This window comes from Gemmatimonadaceae bacterium, assembly GCA_019752115.1.
In the GTDB taxonomy this organism is placed as follows: Bacteria; Gemmatimonadota; Gemmatimonadetes; order Gemmatimonadales; family Gemmatimonadaceae; genus Gemmatimonas.
Map to the genome: position 1 here is coordinate 1 of JAIEMN010000018.1, position 20177 is coordinate 20177.

The following is a 20177-nucleotide window of genomic DNA, read 5'->3' on the forward strand; positions in this document are numbered from 1 at the left end:
ATCATTTCACGCTGCCAGGAACTCAGAGACCGAGTTCGTCTTCCGAGCTGTGCACCTTGCTCGGCTCGGCCGGCTTGGGCGGCTGCTCTTCCGGGATCGACGTCACGGCCAGCACGATGCGGCGGTGGATGGGATCCACCTCCAGCACGCGCATCACGAAGTTCATGCCTTCGTACGTGAAGTCGGCCGGATTCGTAACCGTGCCTTCCGGGTTGAGCTGGCTGACCGGCACGAAGCCTTCGATGTCGTTGCCGAGATCGACGACCACGCCCTTGTCCATCAGGCGCACGACCTTGCCGGGGAGCTCCGTGCCCACCGGGTAGGTCTCACCGATGCGAAGCCACGGATCTTCCTCGGCCTGCTTGAGGCCGAGCGAGATGCGCTTGTTTTCGCTGTCGATGTTGAGGATGACCACGTCCACCGCGTCGCCCTTCTTCACCACTTCCGACGGGTGCTGGACGCGCTTGGTCCAGGACATGTCGGAGATGTGAATGAGGCCGTCGATGCCCGGCTCGATTTCGACGAAGGCGCCGAACGAGGTCAGGTTGCGGACCTTGCCATTGATGCGCGTACCCACCGGGTACTTGAGCGGGAGGATGACCCACGGATCCTGCTCGGTCTGCTTCATGCCGAGCGAGATCTTCTCTTCGGTCTCGTCGACCTTGAGCACCACCGCCTCGATGGCCTCGCCGATCGACACGATCTTGGAGGGATGACGGACGTTGCGCGTCCAGCTCATCTCGGAAATGTGCACGAGGCCTTCGATGCCCGGCTCGAGCTCGATGAAGGCGCCGTAGTTCGTGATGGACACGACCTTGCCGTTGACGCGCGTACCCACCGGGTACTTGGCGGCGACGTCCTTCCACGGGTAGCTCTGCAGCTGCTTGAGGCCGAGCGAGATGCGCTCGCGCTCCCAATCGATGTCGAGCACCTTGATCTCGAGCTCCATGCCGATCTGGACCATCTCGCTCGGATGCGAGATGCGGCCCCACGACATGTCGGTGATGTGGAGCAGGCCGTCGACGCCACCGAGATCGATGAACGCGCCGAAGTCGGTGATGTTCTTGACGACGCCCTTCCGCACCTGATCCTTCGCGAGCTCCTTCATGAGCTTCTCGCGCTTGCCCGCGCGTTCGGTCTCGAGGATCACGCGACGCGACACCACGATGTTGCGGCGACGCTTGTTGAGCTTGATGATCTTGAACTCGTACTTCTGGCCCAGGAGCTCGTCGATGTTCGGCACGCGACGCAGCGCGATCTGCGAACCCGGGAGGAACGCGTCGACGCCCATGAGGTCGACGACGACACCGCCCTTGATCTTCTTGACGAGCGTGCCTTCCACCGGCTGATCGTTCTCGTACGCGACGCGGATCCGCTCCCACACGCGCATGAAGTCGGCCTTCTTCTTCGAGAGGACGACCGAGCCTTCCTGGTCCTCGAGGTGCTCGAGGAGGACTTCGACTTCATCGCCCGCCTTGAGGTCGGGCATGTCCTTGAATTCTTCGAGCGGGATCGTGCCTTCGCTCTTGAAGCCGATGTCGAGGACGACAAGGTTCTCGCGGATCTCCAGAACGCGCGACTTGACGATCTCACCCTCTTCGATCGACGCCAGCGTCCCGTTGTACAGCTCCATCATCCGCTCGTACTCGTCCGACGAGAACTCGTCTTCTTCGTAGAGCTCGGGGCGGCGGTTCGCGAGGGGGCGGAGCTGGCTCTTCTGCAGATCGCGCTTTTCGCGCGCGGTCAGCTTGCCATAGATCGGCGCGTCATCGTTGTCCATCTCGGCCTGCGCGGCTGCGATCTCGGCGGCGAGCTCGGGGCTCAGTTCGGTGCTCATGTGGTGTGGGTTCTCCAGACTCGCGGAACGTCTCCCGCCGCGAACGGGATGAGGGTTGAAAAAGGCCATGTAAATGGCGGGAACCCATGAACATAGGGGAACCCGCCGGCCAGTTCAACCCGTCGACCGGAGCCTGTCCCGGGTCGCCTTCGCCAGCGCCACGATCCGCTCCACCTGCTCTTCCTGCGTCACGGTGGTGGTATCGATCGTCACCGCGTCGCGCGCCGGGGCGCTTTGGGTGGCATCCTGGGCGTCCCGGGCCACCAGCGCCTCGGTTTCCTCGGCGATCTTGGCGTCGGTCGGGCGCCGGCCGAGGCGCTGAATGAGCCGGCGTCGCGCCCGCTCCCAGCTATCCGCAATCAGGAAGATCTTCAGGGCGGCATTGGGAAAGACCGCCGTGCCGATGTCCCGTCCGTCCACGACCACGTCCACGGCCGCGCCCGCGGCGCGGACCTGCTCGTTCACCCACTGCCGGATGGCGGGCATTTGGGCGACGCGGGACACCTGGCGAGTGACCGGCGTATCCCGGAGCTCTTCGTCCCGGGCCTCGCCGTCGACCTGCGGGAGGACGGAACGGTCAGTCAGCCGCCAGCTGATGCGCCCGGCCAGGGCCAATAACTGTTCCGGCGTCCACGATTCCGGCGCGACACCACTGGTCAGCCCCAGCCACGTCACCGCGCGGTAGAACGCGCCCGAGTCCACATGCCGCACGTCGAGTCGCTGGGCGACCCACTGCGCGGTCGAACTCTTCCCCGATGCCGCCGGGCCGTCGATCGCAATCACCAGCGGCACGCGCGCCGGCGCCGCGGGGGCGTCGGGGAGCACCGGACCAATCGCGGTCGCGAGGTCGCGCCAGAAGGTCGGATACGAGACACTGACGCATCCCGGATCATCGATCGTGATGCGATTCCCCGGGAGCGCGCCCAGGACCCCGAACGCCATCGCCAAGCGATGATCGCCGTGCGTCACCACATGACCGGCGAGCGGCGCCGCCGTGCCGGTGATGCGCATGCCATCGGGAAACTCTTCGGCGTTGGCGCCGATCGCGCGGAGGTTGTCCACCACCGCGCGGATGCGATCGCTCTCCTTGACGCGCAACTCGTGGGCGTCGCGGATGTACGTGTCACCCGTACCGCGCGTGGCCAGGCAGGCGATCATCGGCAGCTCGTCAATGCAGCGCGGAATCTCGGCGCCACCGATCTCGGTGCCGCGCAGCGCCGACGGCGTCACCACGAGGCTGCCGATGCGTTCACCGCCCACGTCGCGGACGTCGGTTTCGGTGATGCTCGCGCCCATCCGACGCAGCACATCGAACGCGCCCGTGCGCGTGGGGTTCAGGCAGACATTCTCGAGGGTCAGTTCCCCGCCTGTCGCCATCGCCGCGAGCGCGACAAAGAACGTGGCCGACGACGGATCCGACGGGACGATGACATCGGCCGGCGCGATCGTCTGCGCGGCAGCCAACTCCACGCGCCCGTCGTGCACCGCCAGCTGCACGTTCCGCGCACGAAGCATGCGCTCGGAATGGTCGCGCGATGGCGTGGGCTCCTCGATGGTGACCGCCACGCCACTCGCCAGCCCGGCGAGGAGCAGCGCGCCTTTCACCTGGGCACTCGCCGTGTGATTCACGAAGTGGAGGGGCGAGAGCGCCGCGCCGTGCACCTCCATCGGCAGTCCGTCGTGTCCGGGCGCCCCCAGGAACGCAATCTGCGCTCCCATGCCGGTGAGCGGCCCCGCCACGCGCCGCATGGGGCGGCGGCTCAAGCTGGCATCGCCTTCGAAACGCGCCACGACGCCCGGCAGACCGGCGACCAACCCGGTCAGCAGCCGCGTCGTGGTGCCGCTGTTGGCGCAATCGAGCGCATGCGCCGGTGAGTGCAGCGCGCGCACTCCCGCGCCCTGCACCACGAAATCGTCGCTCAACGCGGGAATTTCCGCGCCCATCGCTCGTAGCGCCGCCGCCGTCGCCTGCACATCGGCCGACGCGAGAATGTCGCGAATGCGCGACGCGCCGCTCGCCATGGCCGCAAAGATGAGCGCCCGGTGGCTGATCGACTTGTCACCGGGGGCGCGAATGCGCCCCCGCACCACCAGCGGCACGGCGTCGGTCAACGCAACCAGGCCTCGAGTGCGGTGGCGGCATCGGTCTTGTCGTCGCGGTACTTCACGATGACCGGTGTCTGCAGCGACAACCCTTGCGCCTCACCAAACGCGGACGTCACGCGCCGCGCCCCCGGCACCACCACGGCCCCTTCGGGAATGACGAGCGGTGAGTCGGCGCTCGCGCGATGCACCGTCTCCTTTACCAGATCGTACACCGGCGTGCCGCGCGTGAGAATCACCCCGGCGCCCAGCACGGCCTTGGCCTTCACCACGGTGCCTTCGTACACACCGCAATTGCCGCCCACGATCACGTCGTCTTCAATGACGACCGGCGAGGCATTGATCGGTTCCAGTACGCCACCGATCTGTGCGGCTGCGCTGAGGTGGACGCGCTCGCCAATCTGCGCACAGCTCCCGACCAGGGCGTGCGAATCGACCATCGTGCCGCGCCCAACGTACGCGCCCACGTTGATGTACGCGGGTGGCATGCACACCACGTTCGGCGAGAGATACGACCCGCGCCGTACCGTCGTGCCGCCCGGCACGATGCGCACCTGATGCTCCACGCGAAACTCACGCGTGGGATACGTGTGCTTGTCGAGGAAGCTGAAGGCGCCCGCATTCCCCATCTCCACCACTTTGCCGAGGCGGAAGCCGAGCAGGATCGCACGCTTTACCCAGGGCACGGCGTGCCAGGTGCCCTGCGCATCCCGCTGCGCTGCGCGGATCTCGCCGCGCTCGAGCAGCGAAATCGCATGATCGAAGAGGTGCTGCGCGTCGTGCACCAGCGGTGCCCCACCATCGAGCAGGAGGGGATCGTTGAAACGCGCTTCGAGGTCGGCGAGCGTGAAAGCCATGGGTCGGACTCGAGAAGAGACGAGGACGCGTACGGTACGCGGAACCCGCGTTAGGGGAGCGAGATGCCGGCGGCGCTCAGCGTGGCACGCACGGCAGGGCGATGCGTGTCGGCAAGCGGAACCAGCGGCAAGCGCAGGACATCCTGCATCTTGCCCATCATGGCGAGCATGGCCTTCGCGGGAATCGGGTTGCTCTCCACAAAACAGGCGTCGGTCACCGGGGCGAGCTGCGCATCGAGCGCGCGGGCCGCGGCGAGATCGCCGCGGGCCATCGCCGCACACAGTTGCGCCACGGCCTTTGGCATGACGTTGGACACGACCGAGATGATGCCGTCACCACCGTGCGCCATGACCGACAGCGTCAGTCCATCGTCGCCCGACAGCACCGTGAAGTGCGCTGGCCGGTGGCGAATGATCGTCGCAATCTGCGCCATGTTGCCGGAGGCTTCCTTCACCGCCACAAAGCGCGGATCCGCGGCCAGCTCGAGGCACGTCTTCGCTTCGAGATTGACCGCCGTGCGCCCGGGCACGTTGTAGATCACGATCGGCAGGTCGCACGCATCCGCGATCGCGCGAAAGTGCGCCAGGAGCGCACGCTGCGGCGGCTTGTTGTACATCGGCGTGACGTGCAGCAGGTGCGTCGCACCGACGGCCTTCATCTCCCGAGACGTCGCGATGGCCCGCTGCGTGTCGTTGGATCCCGCGCCAGCGATCACCGGCACCCGGCCGTTCACCTGTTCCACGGTGATCTCGACCACGCGCCGATGCTCCGCGGGCGAGAGCGTCACCGCTTCGCCGGTGGAGCCGCAGGGGATGACCATGTGCACGCCTTCGGTGACCTGCCACTCCACGAAAGCGCGCAGGGCGGCCTCGTCAAGCGCCCCGGCGGCGGTGAAGGGCGTGCAGAGGGCGGTTCCGCACCCCGTCAGACGGGCGGTAGGGCTCATGAAGCGGCTCCGGCAAGAACATCACGCATGGTATACACCGCTCCCGGCGTGGCGGACGCCAGCCATCGGGCCGCAGTGAGGGCGCCATCGGCGAACACGCGCCGATCGCGGGCCTCGTGGACGAGGCGAATCTGTTCGAACGGCGCGTCGAGAATGAGCTCATGGGTGCCCGGCACCGAGCCCACGCGCACGCTGCTGATCGGCACCGCGCGCCCAAGGCCAGCTTCCACCCGCTCGGCGATGGCGATCCCGGTCCCCGACGGCGCGTCCTTCTTCGCCGTGTGATGCGTCTCGACAATGTGCGCATCGAATCCGAGCACGTCACGGGCCCGGCGCGCCGCGTCTTCGGCGATCTGCAGAAACAGCTGCACGCCCACCGAAAAGTTTGGCGACCAGAGTGCCGCACACCGATGCGTCGCCACAGCGGCCTCGAGCTGCGTGAGCTGCCCGGTCCACCCCGTGGTGCCGATGACCACCGGGCATTCGAGCGCGAGGAGCCGTAACGCATTCGGGAGTGCCGACTCGGGGGTCGTGAACTCAATGGCGACCTGTGCGCCGTTGAGATCGGCGGCGGTCAGGCCGCGGCTCATCTCCGGCGCATCGAGGCGTGCCACGATGGTGCACCCACGATCGGACGCGAGCGCATCAAGCGCACGCCCCATCTTGCCCATGCCCACCAGGGCCACCCGTACCGGCGCGTGGCTCATGCCGCTTGCTCGAAGAAGGCGGCGTGCAGGCGCTGCATCGCGGGCATCACGTGCTCGTCGTCGATGACGAGCGTGAAGTTGATGCCCGTGGCCGAGAGCGACGCCATGTGAACGGGGATGGGGCCGATCGCCGCCAGCGCCTGGGCCATCGCACTGCTGGCGTCGGAGATGCCGGCACCCACAATGGCGAGCACGCCGGCGCGACGGTTCACCGCCACATCACCGAAGGCGGCGAGGTCCTGCAGAATCTCACCCAGATGCGTTTCGTCGTCGAGCGTCACCGAGACCGAGACTTCGGAGGTCGTGACGACGTCCACTGAGGTCCGGTGATTCTCAAAGACCTCGAACACCCGACGCAGAAAGCCCGGCGCGAGAAGCATGCGCGTGGACCGCAGCTTGATGAGCGTGGTGCTCCGCTTGCCGGCCAGCGCACGGACGGGAAGTCGTGGGGCATCGAACGCGATCATGGTGCCGGTGCCCTGCGGCTTCCGCGAGTTGTACACGAACACCGGAATGCCGCGTTGCACGGCCGGCGCGATGGTCGCCGGGTGCAGGACCTTGGCGCCGAACGCCGCGAGTTCTGCCGCCTCCTCGAAGCTGATCCGCTCGATGAGCCGTGCCGATGGAATGATGCGCGGATCGGCGGTGAGCATGCCATCCACGTCCGTCCAGATCTCGATCGCGGTGGCGTCGATCGCCGCCCCCACCAGCGAAGCGGAGTAGTCAGAGCCGCCGCGACCGAGCGTGGTGGTGACGCGTTGGCTGGTCGCGCCCACAAAACCACCCAGCACGGGGATCTTGCCGTCCTGCAACATCGGCACGAGGCGCGCGCGGCAGGCGTCGGCGATCGCCTCGGCGTCGGGCTCGGCGCGCGTGAAGAAGTCGTTGGTGATCATGACGTCACGCGCATCAACCCACACCGCGTCGTAGCCACGGCGGCGGAAGGCGGCGGCCACGATCTGCGACGACAGCAGTTCGCCAATGGCGGCGACCGTATCGAGCGAGCGCGGCGTCAGATACCCGAGTGTGCGAAAGGCTTCGGCCAGATGCGCGAGCTCGTCGAAGGCCGTGCCGATCTCACCGGAGACCGCATCCGCCTCGGGCGTGCCCGCCAGCAGGTCATGCGCCACGCGCAGATGCCGGTCGCGCAGCTGCTCGATGATCTGCAACGCGGTGAGCAGCTCGCCGGCGGCCGCCTTGTGGGCGAGATCCAGAAGCTGATTCGTCGCGCCGCCGAGTGCGGACACCACGCACACGGGGCGTTCGGCCTGCTTGCTGGTGACGATCTCGATCACCCGCCCGATCGCCTCCGCGTCGGCCACCGACGTGCCGCCGAACTTGCAGACGATCACTGCGTGAGCCCCGTCAGCATGCCGAGCTTCACCAACAGTTCGGCGTTGAGCACCGAGCCCCCGGCCGCGCCGCGGACCACGTTGTGCGACATCGCGACCAGACGGAGATCGAAGAGATGGTCCGCGCGTACGCGACCGACGGTCGTGGCCATGCCCCGCCCCATCTGCACATCGCGCCGCGGCTGCGGCCGGTCCTGTTCATCGCGAATGATGAGCGCCGGTTCCGGCGCCGACGGCAGTCCGCGCACCGCCTCGTACCCGCGATAGGCACGGAGCACCTCGAGCGCCTGCTCGGGCGTGGGCTTGGTCTCGAACGACACCGACATGCAGACGGTGTGGCCGTTCTCCACCGGCACGCGGTTGGCGTGCGCACTCGTCACGATCGGGGCCGGCGTGATGGACGTCCCGGCGTAGGTCCCGAGCAGCTTCACGATCTCGGTCTCGATCTTGGGCTCTTCATCGCCGATGTACGGGATGACGTTGCCAAGGATGTCGAGCGAGGGCACGCCGGGATAGCCGGCGCCGGAGATCGCCTGCATCGTGGTCGCAAAGATCTGGCGCACCCCGAACGCCTGATGCAGCGGCGCGAGTGCGGCCGCCATGACGGTCGTGGCGCAGTTGGCATTCGTGACGATGCCCCCGGGCCAGCCGCGCACGGCGCGCTGGTGTTCGAGCAGCGCCAGATGGTCGCCGTTCACTTCGGGGATCACGAGCGGGACGTCCGGCGCCATGCGGTAGTTCTTGGCGTTCGACAGCACGAGCCGCCCCGCCTTCGCAAACGCGGCCTCGACGTCGCCGGCCACACCGGAATCGAGCGCGGAGAAGACGATCGGCGCCGTCACCTCGTCGGGGGTGCAGCCCTTCACGGTCAGGCGCGCGACGTTCGCCGGCAACACGCCCTCGAGCCACCGCGCCGCGTCACGGTACGATTTGCCCGTGCTGCGCTCGGAGGCCGCGACTTCGATGAGATCGAACCAGGGATGGCCGTCGAGGCAGCGAATGAATGCTTGGCCCACGGCACCGGTCGCGCCGAGAACGGCGACCGGCCAACGAGTGACAGGAGTCGTCATGCGAGAAGAGTGCGAACGATGCGAGCGTAGGCGTCGACCGACGCCTCGAGTTCCGCCACGTCGATGTACTCGAGCGGCGTATGGGCCACGTGGATGGAGCCGGGCCCGAACAGCAGCGGCGCGCCCCACTTGTCGAGCAGGGGAATATCGCTGGTATAGGCTACGGGTTCGACCTCGAACCCGCTGAGCACATCAAAGCGCTGCGCGGGAATGTGCGAGCCCCACACCAACTCCGCCTTGTCGCCAGCCCACGCGGCGAAGGCCGCCTTCACCGGCGCGACATCACCCACCAGCCGGATCATGAGCTCGGCCTCAGCCAACCCCGGGACAATGTTCGCCTCGGTGCCGGCGCGCAGCACGCCGATGTTGTACGTCGTCGCGCCGAGAACGTCGTCGGTCGGCAGGGTGAGCTGCTTGAGCTGCGGGAGCAATTCGAGCAGCGGCTCCAGCGCGCTGCTCCCCAGGTGGGCGTAGGCCGAGTGGGCCTCCCGACCGCGCACCCGCACAATGAGGCGCTGCGCGCCCTTGCACCCTGAGGCGAGCTTGCTCTCGGTGGGCTCGCCGTTGACGAGATAGCGGCTCGTCGCCGGCAGGCGATTGGCGGCGCGCGCGCCCGGTGAGCCTTTCTCTTCACCGACGACAAAGAGCAGATCAACCCGCTCCTCGCCTTGCTCCGCCAAACGTTGCGCCGCCATCATCATCGCGGCGGCGATGCCCTTCGCATCGCACGCACCACGCCCGTAGAGGCGATTGCCGTCGAGCCGCGGCGGGATGAACGGGGGCACCGTGTCGAGGTGCGTGGAGAGCGTGACGCCGCCCCCCTTCCGGGTCGCCCAGACGTTGGAGCGGCCGGGTTCCACCTCCTGCAGCGACACGTTCCAGCCGCGGTTGACCAGCCAGCGGGAGACGAAGTCCACCGCGTCGCGTTCGCGACCGGTGGTGGACTCAATGGCGAGGAGCTCGGAGGCGAGGGCGACGACGTCGGACATGCCTCACAAGATATACCGATCGCGCCTCAGCGTGACGTGGGCATGACGAAGCTGGCGCCTTCCGCGACGTCGTCCGGCCAGCGCTGCATGACCGACTTCTGCCGGGTGTAGAAGCGCACCCCTTCCTCGCCGTAGACGTGGTGGTCGCCGAAGAGGCTGGACTTCCAGCCGCCGAAGCCATGCCAGGCCATCGGGACCGGGATCGGCACATTGATCCCCACCATCCCCACCTCAACGCGGCGGGTGAATTCACGCGCGACGTGACCGCTCCGGGTATAGCAGGCGACGCCGTTCCCAAAGGCATGGCTGTTCACCAGCGCGACTGCCGCCTCGAAGTCGGGCACACGGACGCAACAGAGCACCGGCCCAAAGATCTCATCCCGATACACGCGCATGTCGGGGGTCACATGATCGAAGAGCGTGCCGCCCAGGAAGTACCCGTCGCCGCGGGCCGCCGGGTGCGCCCGACCGTCCACCCGGAGCGTCGCCCCCGCCTCCACGCCCGCCGCGATGTAACCGGCGATCCGGTCACGCGCCTCGGCGGTCACGATGGGGCCCATCTCGGTCCGGGCCTCCATGCCGTCGCCAACCACCAGCGCCTGGGTCCGTGCCTCGAGCGCAGGCATGATGGCATCGCCCGCCGCGCCAACGAGGACCGCGACGCTGATCGCCATGCAGCGCTCGCCCGCCGAGCCGAAGGCGGCCCCGACAAGGCCATCCACCGCCTGCGTCGGATCGGCATCCGGCATGACCACGAGGTGGTTCTTGGCCCCACCCAACGCCTGAACGCGCTTGCCGTGCACCGTCGCCGTCTGGTGCACATGACGCGCGACTGGGGTGGAGCCCACGAAGCTCACCGCGCGGACGTCGGGGTGTGCGAGCAGCGCGTCCACCGCCACGCGATCGCCCTGCACCACATTGAGCACGCCCGGCGGCAGCCCCGCCTCCTCGAGGAGCGCCACGAGCCGTAGCGACGCCGACGGATCGCGTTCGCTTGGCTTGAGCACGAACGTGTTGCCGCAGGCCAGCGCCACCGGAATCATCCACAGCGGCACCATCACCGGAAAGTTGAACGGCGTGATGCCCACGCACACGCCCAGCGGCTGGCGCAACGTGAAGTTGTCGATGCCGGTGCTCACCTGATCGCTGTGCCGCCCACTCAGGAGCGTGGGTAGCCCGCACGCGAATTCCACGATTTCGATGCCGCGCGTGACCTCGCCCTGGGCATCGGCGAACACCTTGCCATGCTCGGCGGTGATGATGGCCGCGAGTTCGTCGCGATGTGTGTGCAGCAGTTCGAGAAAGCGCGCGAGGATGCGGGTGCGCCGCAGCACGGGGACGTCCCGCCAGCTCTGCCACGCGTCATGGGCGGCACGCACGGCGGCGTCCACCTCCGCCTCGGAGGCGAGCACCACGTCGCGCGCCGCGCGCCCCGCGAGCGGGTCGTACACCGGTTGCGTGCGACCGCTCGCGCCGGCGATACGCTGGCCGTTGATGTGGTGGCCGACGGGCGCCGGATCGGCGAAGCGCGATATGGTCATCTCAGGTCAGCGCGCTGGTGATCACCTGCACCAGGGCGGCGTCATCGAGATCATCATCCCACCCCGGGGCCACGAGCGCGATGGCGCGGTCGGCCCCCGAGTTGCATTCAATGGCCACGACGTCACGATTGCCGGCGGCCGCACGCTGGTCGACCGGTACTTCCGGCAATTCGAGGCAAATCCACGTCACGCCCTTCGTATCCTGGACCGTTCGCACGCCCTGCTCCCTGAATCGAGTTGATCCGCCGTCACGACGGCCGACGGGGTCGCGGTGGGCCGCGGCCCTCGCGTTGACTGGAGTACCCGGAGTGGGACTCGAACCCACACACCCTTGCGGATAAGGGATTTTAAGTCCCTCGCGTCTACCGATTTCGCCACCCGGGTCCGGCCTGACCAGCTTACCTCGACGCAGGCACCAACGCAAAACGGGAGCGCGAGGCGCTCCCGTTGCGATGTCATGCTCGACCAAATCCTTCACAGAGCGGGAAACGGGACTCGAACCCGCGACCCCAACCTTGGCAAGGTTGTGCTCTACCAACTGAGCTATTCCCGCGTGCTTCAACCCACGGGGAGCATCTTAGCGACCCCGCCGCGGCCGGACAAGCGGATGCGGCGGGGCGTCGGGGCTACTCGCGGAGCCCCAGCGCGTGAGCCGCATACCAGACCGTGTAGGCCAGCAATCCAGCCAGCGCGGCGTCGGCGCCGTTCCCCAAGGCGCGCCCCTCCCCGTCCACCAGTTCGGCGGCAATGCCATTGTCGAGCGGCGCCCGTCGGAGCCAGCTGAGGACCTCCTGCCCCTCGGGGCCCAGCAGCCGGGCGAGCTCGGGCACCAACGGCCGCGCCGCCTCGACGGGCTGGTCGGCCGCCCGAACGGCGCGGGCGGTGCGCCGGAAGAGCGTATCGTCGCGATCGATCGCCTCGTGCATGGGGAGCCACAGGAGCGATCCCACCGGATCGTCCTCGAGGGCCGCGCCGCCCGCCAGATCCACCGCGGTCGCCAGTCGGGCCTTCTCGCCACGATCCACGGCAAAGTGGCGGCGAATGGCCGCCCGCACCGCGGCCGGGTCTTCGATCGCCGCCGCCGCTTCTTCGTCGAGCGTACGGCGGAACACATCAAGGGCCAGCGCCACCACGGCATTGCCGTGCAGGGTGAACGGGTACGGCGCGGGCGCGCCCGCCAGCGTGACCTCGGTGCCATAGAGGGGCACGTGCTCGTCACGCCGCGCCGCGATATCGTCGGAGGCGAGATAGAGCGTATCGGCCACGACTGGATCCTCGACGATCTGCTCATCGCGCGTGTCGCGGATGTAGCGATCGGTCGCAATCGCGAAGGCCGCCGGCCCCTCGAGACAGAACCCCGGCTGAAAGAGCGTCCCGTCGAGATAGTGCACGCCCTGCCCGGGTGCGTAGCCGTGCAGTTCGCAGGCACGCATCAGGAGCTCGCGGGCCAGCCCGCCATCGGCGAGCTGCACCGCCGGCAGCGTCCACATCAGCGCCTCCCAGTCGCGCACCGTGCATCCCGCTGCGTGCCATGGTGCGCGCGAGCGCACGAGGTAGTACTGCGCGTCATCGAGTCCGCGCCCCACGGCGTAGAAGTACGCGAAGAGCAGATTGCGATGAATAAGGCGATCCATCCACTCGACACCGGTCACCTGTTCGAGGGAGAGCAGCGCTTCCCGCGTGGCGGTGAGCAACGCCCGCCAACCGCGCCGACGCAGGACGCCGACCGTCGCCTGCGCGCCATCGCGTTCGGGACCCACGGCGAGATAGAAGGCGGTCTGCACGGTGCCGCGTGCCGGTACCGTGAGCGCCCGCCGAATGGCGAACGGCGCGGGCGTGCGCGACGAACCGGCCGGCACCTCCAGCGTGGCCGGTCCATCGGCCGTGAGCGCGACGGCTGCCATCCCGGGGATCGCGGCGCCCTCGAGAAGAATCACGTCATCGGCGCCGAGGCTGACGACGTGCTCGTCGTCGAAGGGGCGCGGCGTGCGCACGCGCTGCTGCCGGTGCCCAAGCGTGCCCTCGAGGGCCACCTCGATCGCCAGGTCCCGCTCACCACGATTCTCGATGGCGAGGGTATAGACCGCGCCGGCCATGTCCGCATCGCGTCCGTACGGCGCGAAGATGGTGCCGCGGACGAGCAACGAGCCGACCGTGCAGGTGAAGGTCGGCAGCCATCCCGCCGCCCGTTCCCACGCGATCCCTTCGGCCGCCAGCGCGCGGATCTCCCCTTCGACGCGCAACACCGGGCCCAGCAGCGGGGTACCCCGTCCGGAGGCAAAGTCGGGGGCGCCGGCAAACTCGATGGCGGCGCGGGCGCCGCGGTGCAACACCCCCAGCGCGTGCACCGCGCCATCGGCGGGATTGATGCACGGCAAGGTGAGCCAGTGGTTACCAGTCAGCTGCCAGGGGACGGACGGGATATGCACGGGATTGCTGCGACAGGAGGAGCGGAACGTGAGCGAGGCCGGACCGCTTCGTTGACCCTGCTCTCATGGGGGGCTAATCTAGCCGGTTCGGCCGGTGACGTTCGATGACCGGCCTGTCTCTGTCCCTGTTGCCGTGACCTCTCGTTTCGACCACTTCCCGCGCCGCGTGTGCGTGGCGGCGCTGCTTCTGGCGGCCTGGCATGGTCTCGCCCAGTCGGCCGCGGCGCAGACCGTCACCGGGGTCGGAGACGATGCGATCCCCCTGCCCAAGCGCGGCTGGCGCTTCGGCATCGGGGGGCTCTGGAACGACTACACGAGCGTCTACACCCCCAATGGGAGTGGCGGGTTGACGCGCCAGCCGCTCTATGGGGGCTTCAACACGTCGGCAGCCGGCGTCGCGCAGTTTCCGACGCTCAGCGCGGCCGAGACGGCCCTGCGCACGCTGACCGGCGACAGCAAGTTCCAGCTGTCACTGGGGGCGCTCGAGACGCGGGCGGCTGTTCGCCAGAGCATCGCGCCGCTCTCCGTGGACTACGGCGTGACGAAGCGGCTGTCGCTGCGCCTCGTCGTGCCGTATGTGGAGTCGCGTGATGCCACGCAGTTCCTGCTGAATCGCACCGGGGCGGCGACGGACATCGGGATCAATCCGGCGGCGACGGCCACCGGCAGTGGGGCCCGGGGCACCAACGGCGCCCTCCTCGCGCAGATCGACGCCGCGCGTTCCACGCTGTCGGGCGAACTGGCGCGCTGCGCGGTCGCGGCGGCGACGGGGTGTGATGTCATCCGCGCCAACGCCATGGGGGCGCAGACGCTCCTCTCGCGCTCGCTCACGGTCCGCTCGGCCCTCGCAGCGCTGTACGGTACGGGCACGGCCGCCGGCGCACCGGTGGTGCCAGTGAGCGGTTCGAGCGTGCAGACCGCGGTCTCCGCCACGATCGCGGCCCTGCGCTCCGACTTCGTGGCCCTCGGGATCACGAACCTCACCAGCAGCGCGGCCCCGGTGCCCGCCACCACGATCATGGGCCCGGGCGGCGGCTTTTCGCGCATCGCGTCCGACAGCGCGTTTCGCGTGGGGTACGCCACGCGTGGCAACACGCGCCGCGCCGGAATTGGCGACATCGACCTGACCGCGACCTATCTCCTCTTCGATTCGTTCCGCGCGGATCAGGTCACGCGCCTCTTCGAGAATCGGCGCGCGGTGCGCAGCACCATCACCGCGGGGTGGCGCTTTGGCGTGGCTGGTGCGGATCGCACCGATGACGCGTTCGACGTGCCGATCGGCGAAGGCGCAAACGCCCTGCTCGTGCGGAGCACCACCGATCTGGTATGGTCGCGGCGCCTGTGGCTGTCGGCCACGCTCCGGGCCGCCAAGCCCCTGAGTGATGCGGTGGCGGTGATTCTCCCATTTCGCGACGTCGCCGGACTGTTCGCGCCGGTGCAGGTGGGTCAGGCGACGCGTGCGCTGGGCATGCGGTATGACCTCGAACTCGCACCGCGTGTGGCGATCGGTCAGTTCTTTGGGCTCTCCGGCGCGCTCTTGCTGCGCCACTGGGGTGAGGACAGCTATCGCGCCCTCGGCGCCGATTCGCTGGCCGGCGGCGTCACCACCGACCTGACGCCGTCACGCACGCTCCGCGCGGTGTCCATCGGCGCCACGTTCTCGACGCTGGCGAGCTACACGCGCGGGCGGAGTCGCTTCCCGGCCGAAGTGATCTACACGCACACCGAGCCGCTGGGTGCGAGCGGCGGTGCGGTGCCCGCCGTCGCCACCGAACGTCTCGAACTGCGCGTCTACCGCGGCTTTCCGCGGCGCTGAGCGCCCGCGGCGGCGCTCGCGTTCGTGCCGCTGCGCTTCGGCACGGCCTCGGGTGCCTCCGCCCCGCGATCGAGGAGTTCGCGGGCGTGCGCCCGGCTCACTTCGCGATCGGCATCGCCGCCCAACATGCGGGCGATCTCCACCACGCGCGCTTCGTCAACGACGACCGATGTATCTGAGGTCGTGACCGTCCCCACCGCGCTCTTCTGCACCACGATGTGGTGATGGGCCCGCGCGGCGATCTGTGCGAGATGCGAGATCGCCAGCACCTGATGATGCGCGGCCACGCGCCGCATGAGCGCGCCCACCTGCCAGGCCACCGCGCCACCCACGCCGGCGTCCACTTCGTCGAACACGAGCGTGGGGACCTGCTGCAGGCTGGCGAGCACCGTGCTGAGGGCAAGCATCACGCGCGACAGTTCGCCGCCCGACGCCAGTCGCCCGAGCGGGCGCAGGTCACTGCCAGCGTTGAGTGCCGCGAGAAACTGGACCTGTTCGGCGCCGTCGGGGCCGATGCTCTCCCGCGGCGCCAGCTGAACCTGCACCTGGCCGTGCGCCATGCCGAGATCGGGGAGCAAGGCGCTCACGGCATCGCCGAGACGCTTCGCGTGCGACTGCCGGGCGCGCGTCAGCTCGGCGGCCGCTTCCACGAGGGCGCCCTCCGCCGTCGCGCGCTTCTCGGCGATGGCCGCCAGATCGAGTGCGCCGTGGTCCACCAGCTCCAACTCGCGTCGCGCCTCGTCGAGGGTGCGCCGCACCTCCTCGACGGTGGGCCCGTGCTTGCGCATCAGCCCCAGCAGCGCATCGCGGCGGCGCTCGAGCACCCGTAACCGCTGAGGGTCCGCCTCGATCTCCTCGGCATACGTTTCGAGCTCGGAGGCCAACTCCTCCAGCGCGTACACCGCGCCATCAAACCCGGCCTGGAGCCGCTCGAGCGACGGGTCGATCCGCATCAGCGACGCGAGGGCGCGACGCACCTGCGCCAGCCGCGTGAGCGCGGCGCGCTCCTCCCCACTGATGGCGGACGCCGCCTGCGCCGCGAGCCCCTGCAGCTCTTCGGCGTGCGACAGGCGGCGGATGTCGGCATCGAGTGCCTCATCTTCGCCGACCACGGGATTGATCTCGTCGATCTCCCGCACGACAAAGCGCAGATAGTCCGCGCGCTTGGCGGCATCGGTCCGCTGCTGCTCGAGTTCGCGTTCGCGCGTGCGGAGCGCCTGCACGTCGGCGTATGCACTCGCCACGCGGGCGCGCACCTCCTCGCACTGCGCATACGCATCGAGCACATCGCGCTGGGCGTCGGGCTCGAGCAACTGCCGCGACTCGTGCTGGCCATGCACGCTCACGAGCAGGCTGCCGACGTCGGCCAACACACTCGCGCTGACGGGGGCGCCATTGATCCAGGCGCGCGAGCGACCCGCCGCGAGCACCTCGCGCTTGAGGACCAGCAGATCCTCCTCGGCTTCGATCCCCCGCGCATCAAGCCGCTGCCGCAGGTCACGCTGGGCACTGATGTCGAACACGCCTTCGACGGTGGCGCGCTCGGCGCCGGGGCGTACGCGATCGGCGGCCGTGCGCTCCCCCAGCAACATGCCCAGGGCGCCAATGATCAGCGACTTGCCGGCGCCCGTTTCGCCCGTGAGAACATTCAGCCCCGCCGCCAGCGGCAGGGCGACGGTGTCGATGACAGCGACGTTCCGGATGCGGAGTTCAACGAGCATCGGTGACGACCGCGAGCGTGGAGATCAGACGCGTCGACTCAGACCGTGTCGCCGTCGCGTTCCGACAACCCGCCCCACCCGAGCTTGCGACGCAGCCGCGTGAAGAACGTCGTGCCGGGGAACCGCACAATCTGAACCGGGCTCGGGGCCCGACGGATCACGAGGGTCTCGCCACCCGTGAACGTGGTGCCGACCTGCCCGTCGATGGTGACGAGGAGTTCTTCCGGCCCGTCATCGGCGCGCACCTTCACTTCGACTTCGGCCGGCAGCACCAGCGGACGCATCGCCAGCGTGTGCGGCGACACCGGCGTGAGCACGATGCTGTCCATGCTCGGCACCACGATCGGCCCGCCTGCGGAGAGGGAGTAGCCGGTGGATCCGGTGGGCGTCGAGATCACGAGCCCGTCCGCCGAGTAGGAGCCGATGGGTTCGTCGTTCACGAAGACCGAGAAGCGCACCACGCGCGCGAATCCGCCCTTGTGAAGGACCACGTCGTTGAGCGAGCGCCAGGCGCAGCGCTCTTCGCCATCGCGGTTGAGGGCGCACGACTCGAGGGCCATACGCGGCTCGACCTCATAGTGCCCCTGCGCAAACCGCCGCACGCCCTCCTCGAACTCGGCGCCGCTGCAGCTCGTCAGAAACCCGAGGCGTCCGAGATTGATGCCGAGAATGGGGACAGCATGGCCATCGAGATAGCGCGCGCCACGGAGCAACGTGCCGTCACCACCCAGGGTGATCAGCGCGTCGCACGACGTCGCCTCGCCCAGTCGCTCGCCCTCTTCGGCGATCTCCCAGAGATCGTTCTCGAAGGCGAGCGTCAGTCCGTATTCCGGTGCCAGATCGAGCAGCGTCCCCAGAATGGCTGGCAGCCCGACATACCCGCGATGACCAATGACGCCGACTCGCATCAGCCGGCGAGGGCTTCCGACTCGTGCAACGCGCGCACGCGATCGGCGATCCCGGCGGCGTCCAGTCCGATCGCCGCGAGCTGCTTCTTGCGCGGCGCGGCGTAGATGATCTTGTCGGGGACGCCGTGCACGGCCACCCGCACGCCCGGCGCCTGTCGATTGATCACCGTGCTCATGTACGCGCCGAAGCCGTTGATCACAATGCCTTCCTCCACGGTCAGCACGTGCGAATGGTCGGCGAGGATCGCCGCGAGCGTCACCTGATCGTAGGGCTTGAGATAGCGGCAGTTCACGACGGTGACATCGAGCCCTTCGGCGGCCAGCGCCTCGGCGGCGGCCATCGACGGCCCGACCATCGTGCCAACGGCGAGGATGGCCACCTCCTTCCCGCGCCGCAGCACTTCCCACGTGGCGTACGGCGTGGCCGGAATGTCCTTCATCTCGACCGGCACATCGGGCGACGCATCGCGCGGGTAGCGCAGACAGAACGGCCCCTCGTTCTGCTCGACGCCGGCACGCAGCAGGCCGAGCATCTCCGTGCCGTCCTTGGGCGCCGTCACCGTCATGTTGGGCACGGTGAGCATGTACGCGATGTCGTAGAGGCCGGCATGCGTCTCGCCGTCTTCCCCGACCAGTCCGGCGCGATCCATCGCGAAGACGACCGGCAGCTTCTGAATCGCGGCGTCGTGAATCACGTTGTCGTAGCCACGCTGCAGGAACGTGGAGTAGATCGTGACGACCGGACGGACGCCCCGCGTGGCCAGACCGGCGGCGAAGGTCACGCCATGGCCTTCGGCGATGCCCACATCGAAGAACCGGTTCGGATAGAGCTTTCCGAACTGGGTCGTCCCCGTGCCGCTCGGCATGGCCGCGGTGATGACCGCGACATCGGCGCGCTCGGCACCGAGCTCCACGAGCCCCTTGCCGTAGACCGCCGTGTACGCCGGATTGCCCGCCGTGACGTTGAGCTGCTTGCCGGTGGAGGGATCGTGGCCCGGCGGCAGCGCATGCCACTTCTCCCCGTGATCACCGGCCGGGAAGCCCTTCCCCTTCTTGGTGATCACATGCACGAGGCGCGGCGTCTTGAGATCGCGCACCGCCGTGAACGTGTCGAGCAGCGCATCGATGTCGTGGCCGTCGATCGGGCCGAAGTAGCGGAAGCCGAGCTCTTCGAACAGCACGCCCGGCGTCAGGAACGACTTGACGCTCTCTTCCCACTTCCGCAGCAGCGTCCCGGCCGACTGGAACGGGCCCGGCGCATGATCGACGATGTCGCCGATACGCGAGCGCAGCCGGTTGTACAGCGGGTTGCGCTGAATGCTCGTGAGATACTTGTGCATCGCGCCGACGTTGGGCGCGATGGACATCTCGTTGTCGTTGAGCACGACGATGAAGTCGCGCTCCGAGTGGCCGGCGTTGTTCAGCCCCTCGTAGGCGAGCCCCGATCCCAGCGAGCCGTCGCCGATGACCGCGGCGACCTTGAACGACTCGCCGAGCACGTCGCGACCCGCGGCCATGCCGAGGGCCGCGGAGATCGCCGTGGCCGCGTGGCCGGCGCCGAAGGTGTCGTACTCGCTCTCGGTGCGCTTGAGGAAGCCGGAGAGCCCGCCTTCCTGCCGCAGCGTTTCCATGCGGGCATTGCGCCCGGTGAGCAGCTTGTGCGGGTACGCCTGATGTCCCACGTCCCACACCAACTGGTCCGTCGGCGTGTCGAAGACGGTGTGCAGGGCGATCGTGAGCTCCACGACGCCCAGCCCGGCCCCGATGTGGCCGCCGGTGCGGGAGCACACGTCGATGAGCCGGTCGCGCATCTCCTGGGCGAGTGTGCGCAGTTCGTCGCGAGACAGGCGACGAATATCGGCGGGAGACTGGATGCCTTCGAGGATGGACATGAGATCGG

The 20177-nt window shown here is 68.5% G+C and carries 15 protein-coding genes and 2 tRNA genes; 1 reads left to right on the forward strand and 16 read right to left on the reverse strand.

The features are described 5' to 3' along the window. Positions 1-22: 22 nt before the first annotated feature. The 13 genes from K2R93_07625 to K2R93_07685 form a co-directional block, all read right to left on the reverse strand. The gene (locus K2R93_07625) at positions 23-1780 is read right to left on the reverse strand and encodes a 30S ribosomal protein S1 (GenBank protein ID MBY0489698.1); all 1758 of its coding nucleotides are present in this window, start codon (positions 1778-1780) and stop codon (positions 23-25) included. A 171-nt stretch (positions 1781-1951) separates the two neighbouring features. Further along, the gene (aroA, locus tag K2R93_07630; GenBank protein MBY0489699.1) at positions 1952-3949 is read right to left on the reverse strand and encodes a 3-phosphoshikimate 1-carboxyvinyltransferase; all 1998 of its coding nucleotides are present in this window, start codon (positions 3947-3949) and stop codon (positions 1952-1954) included. Next, on the reverse strand, positions 3946-4797 hold the full coding sequence (locus K2R93_07635; protein MBY0489700.1) for a 2,3,4,5-tetrahydropyridine-2,6-dicarboxylate N-succinyltransferase: 852 nt from the start codon (positions 4795-4797) through the stop codon (positions 3946-3948). The genes aroA and K2R93_07635 overlap by 4 nt, the downstream gene beginning before the upstream one ends. 50 nt (positions 4798-4847) lie before the next feature. Further along, positions 4848-5744 (reverse strand): 4-hydroxy-tetrahydrodipicolinate synthase, encoded by an 897-nt coding sequence (gene dapA, locus K2R93_07640; GenBank protein ID MBY0489701.1) that lies wholly within the window; start codon positions 5742-5744, stop codon positions 4848-4850. Further along, positions 5741-6451 carry a hypothetical protein gene (locus K2R93_07645; protein ID MBY0489702.1) on the reverse strand — a complete coding sequence of 237 codons (711 nt, stop codon included), beginning with the start codon at positions 6449-6451 and terminating at the stop codon, positions 5741-5743. The genes dapA and K2R93_07645 overlap by 4 nt, the downstream gene beginning before the upstream one ends. Further along, positions 6448-7803 (reverse strand): lysine-sensitive aspartokinase 3, encoded by a 1356-nt coding sequence (lysC, locus tag K2R93_07650; protein ID MBY0489703.1) that lies wholly within the window; start codon positions 7801-7803, stop codon positions 6448-6450. The genes K2R93_07645 and lysC overlap by 4 nt, the downstream gene beginning before the upstream one ends. After that, positions 7800-8873: an aspartate-semialdehyde dehydrogenase gene (gene asd / locus K2R93_07655; GenBank protein ID MBY0489704.1), complete on the reverse strand. Its 1074-nt coding sequence runs from the start codon at positions 8871-8873 to the stop codon at positions 7800-7802. Before asd ends, lysC begins: the two co-directional genes overlap by 4 nt. Continuing rightward, positions 8870-9862, reverse strand: a complete 993-nt coding sequence (locus K2R93_07660) for a M20/M25/M40 family metallo-hydrolase (protein ID MBY0489705.1) — start codon at positions 9860-9862, stop codon at positions 8870-8872. Before K2R93_07660 ends, asd begins: the two co-directional genes overlap by 4 nt. A 26-nt stretch (positions 9863-9888) precedes the next feature. After that, a complete protein-coding gene (locus K2R93_07665; protein ID MBY0489706.1) occupies positions 9889-11403 on the reverse strand; it encodes a CoA-acylating methylmalonate-semialdehyde dehydrogenase in 1515 nt (504 codons plus the stop codon). A 1-nt stretch (position 11404) separates the two neighbouring features. Next, a complete protein-coding gene (locus K2R93_07670) occupies positions 11405-11620 on the reverse strand; it encodes a hypothetical protein (protein ID MBY0489707.1) in 216 nt (71 codons plus the stop codon). A gap of 83 nt (positions 11621-11703) precedes the next feature. After that, positions 11704-11787 (reverse strand) — tRNA-Leu (locus tag K2R93_07675). Between the two features lie 96 nt (positions 11788-11883). Next, a tRNA-Gly gene (locus K2R93_07680) sits at positions 11884-11956 on the reverse strand. A gap of 73 nt (positions 11957-12029) precedes the next feature. Further along, positions 12030-13832, reverse strand: a complete 1803-nt coding sequence (locus tag K2R93_07685; GenBank protein ID MBY0489708.1) for a hypothetical protein — start codon at positions 13830-13832, stop codon at positions 12030-12032. 133 nt (positions 13833-13965) lie between these two features. On the opposite strand from K2R93_07685, the gene K2R93_07690 reads away from it, so the two are divergent. After that, positions 13966-15648 carry a hypothetical protein gene (locus K2R93_07690; GenBank protein ID MBY0489709.1) on the forward strand — a complete coding sequence of 561 codons (1683 nt, stop codon included), beginning with the start codon at positions 13966-13968 and terminating at the stop codon, positions 15646-15648. On the opposite strand, the gene recN is transcribed toward K2R93_07690, so the two are convergent. Genes recN through dxs form a run of 3 tightly spaced genes read right to left on the reverse strand, consistent with a single transcriptional unit; the run spans position 15624 to position 20169 of the window. Then, positions 15624-17369: a DNA repair protein RecN gene (gene recN, locus K2R93_07695; protein MBY0489710.1), complete on the reverse strand. Its 1746-nt coding sequence runs from the start codon at positions 17367-17369 to the stop codon at positions 15624-15626. The two genes, K2R93_07690 and recN, sit on opposite strands and share 25 nt — an antisense overlap. Positions 17370-17407: 38 nt before the next feature. Further along, positions 17408-18277 carry an NAD(+)/NADH kinase gene (locus K2R93_07700; protein ID MBY0489711.1) on the reverse strand — a complete coding sequence of 290 codons (870 nt, stop codon included), beginning with the start codon at positions 18275-18277 and terminating at the stop codon, positions 17408-17410. Continuing rightward, positions 18277-20169, reverse strand: a complete 1893-nt coding sequence (dxs, locus tag K2R93_07705) for a 1-deoxy-D-xylulose-5-phosphate synthase (GenBank protein ID MBY0489712.1) — start codon at positions 20167-20169, stop codon at positions 18277-18279. The genes K2R93_07700 and dxs overlap by 1 nt, the downstream gene beginning before the upstream one ends. Positions 20170-20177 lie beyond the last annotated feature (8 nt).

Bases quoted from the DNA above. Each gene is read 5' to 3' on its own strand.
- K2R93_07700 (MBY0489711.1), bottom strand. From the start codon at position 18,277: ATGCGAGTCGGCGTCATTGGTCATCGCGGGTATGTCGGGCTGCCAGCC.
- K2R93_07635 (MBY0489700.1), bottom strand. From the start codon at position 4,797: ATGGCTTTCACGCTCGCCGACCTCGAAGCGCGTTTCAACGATCCCCTC.
- K2R93_07645 (MBY0489702.1), bottom strand. From the start codon at position 6,451: ATGAGCCACGCGCCGGTACGGGTGGCCCTGGTGGGCATGGGCAAGATG.
- K2R93_07660 (MBY0489705.1), bottom strand. From the start codon at position 9,862: ATGTCCGACGTCGTCGCCCTCGCCTCCGAGCTCCTCGCCATTGAGTCC.
- K2R93_07665 (MBY0489706.1), bottom strand. From the start codon at position 11,403: ATGACCATATCGCGCTTCGCCGATCCGGCGCCCGTCGGCCACCACATC.
- asd (MBY0489704.1), bottom strand. From the start codon at position 8,873: ATGACGACTCCTGTCACTCGTTGGCCGGTCGCCGTTCTCGGCGCGACC.
- K2R93_07625 (MBY0489698.1), bottom strand. From the start codon at position 1,780: ATGGACAACGATGACGCGCCGATCTATGGCAAGCTGACCGCGCGCGAA.
- dxs (MBY0489712.1), bottom strand. From the start codon at position 20,169: ATGTCCATCCTCGAAGGCATCCAGTCTCCCGCCGATATTCGTCGCCTG.
- recN (MBY0489710.1), bottom strand. From the start codon at position 17,369: ATGCTCGTTGAACTCCGCATCCGGAACGTCGCTGTCATCGACACCGTC.
- dapA (MBY0489701.1), bottom strand. From the start codon at position 5,744: ATGAGCCCTACCGCCCGTCTGACGGGGTGCGGAACCGCCCTCTGCACG.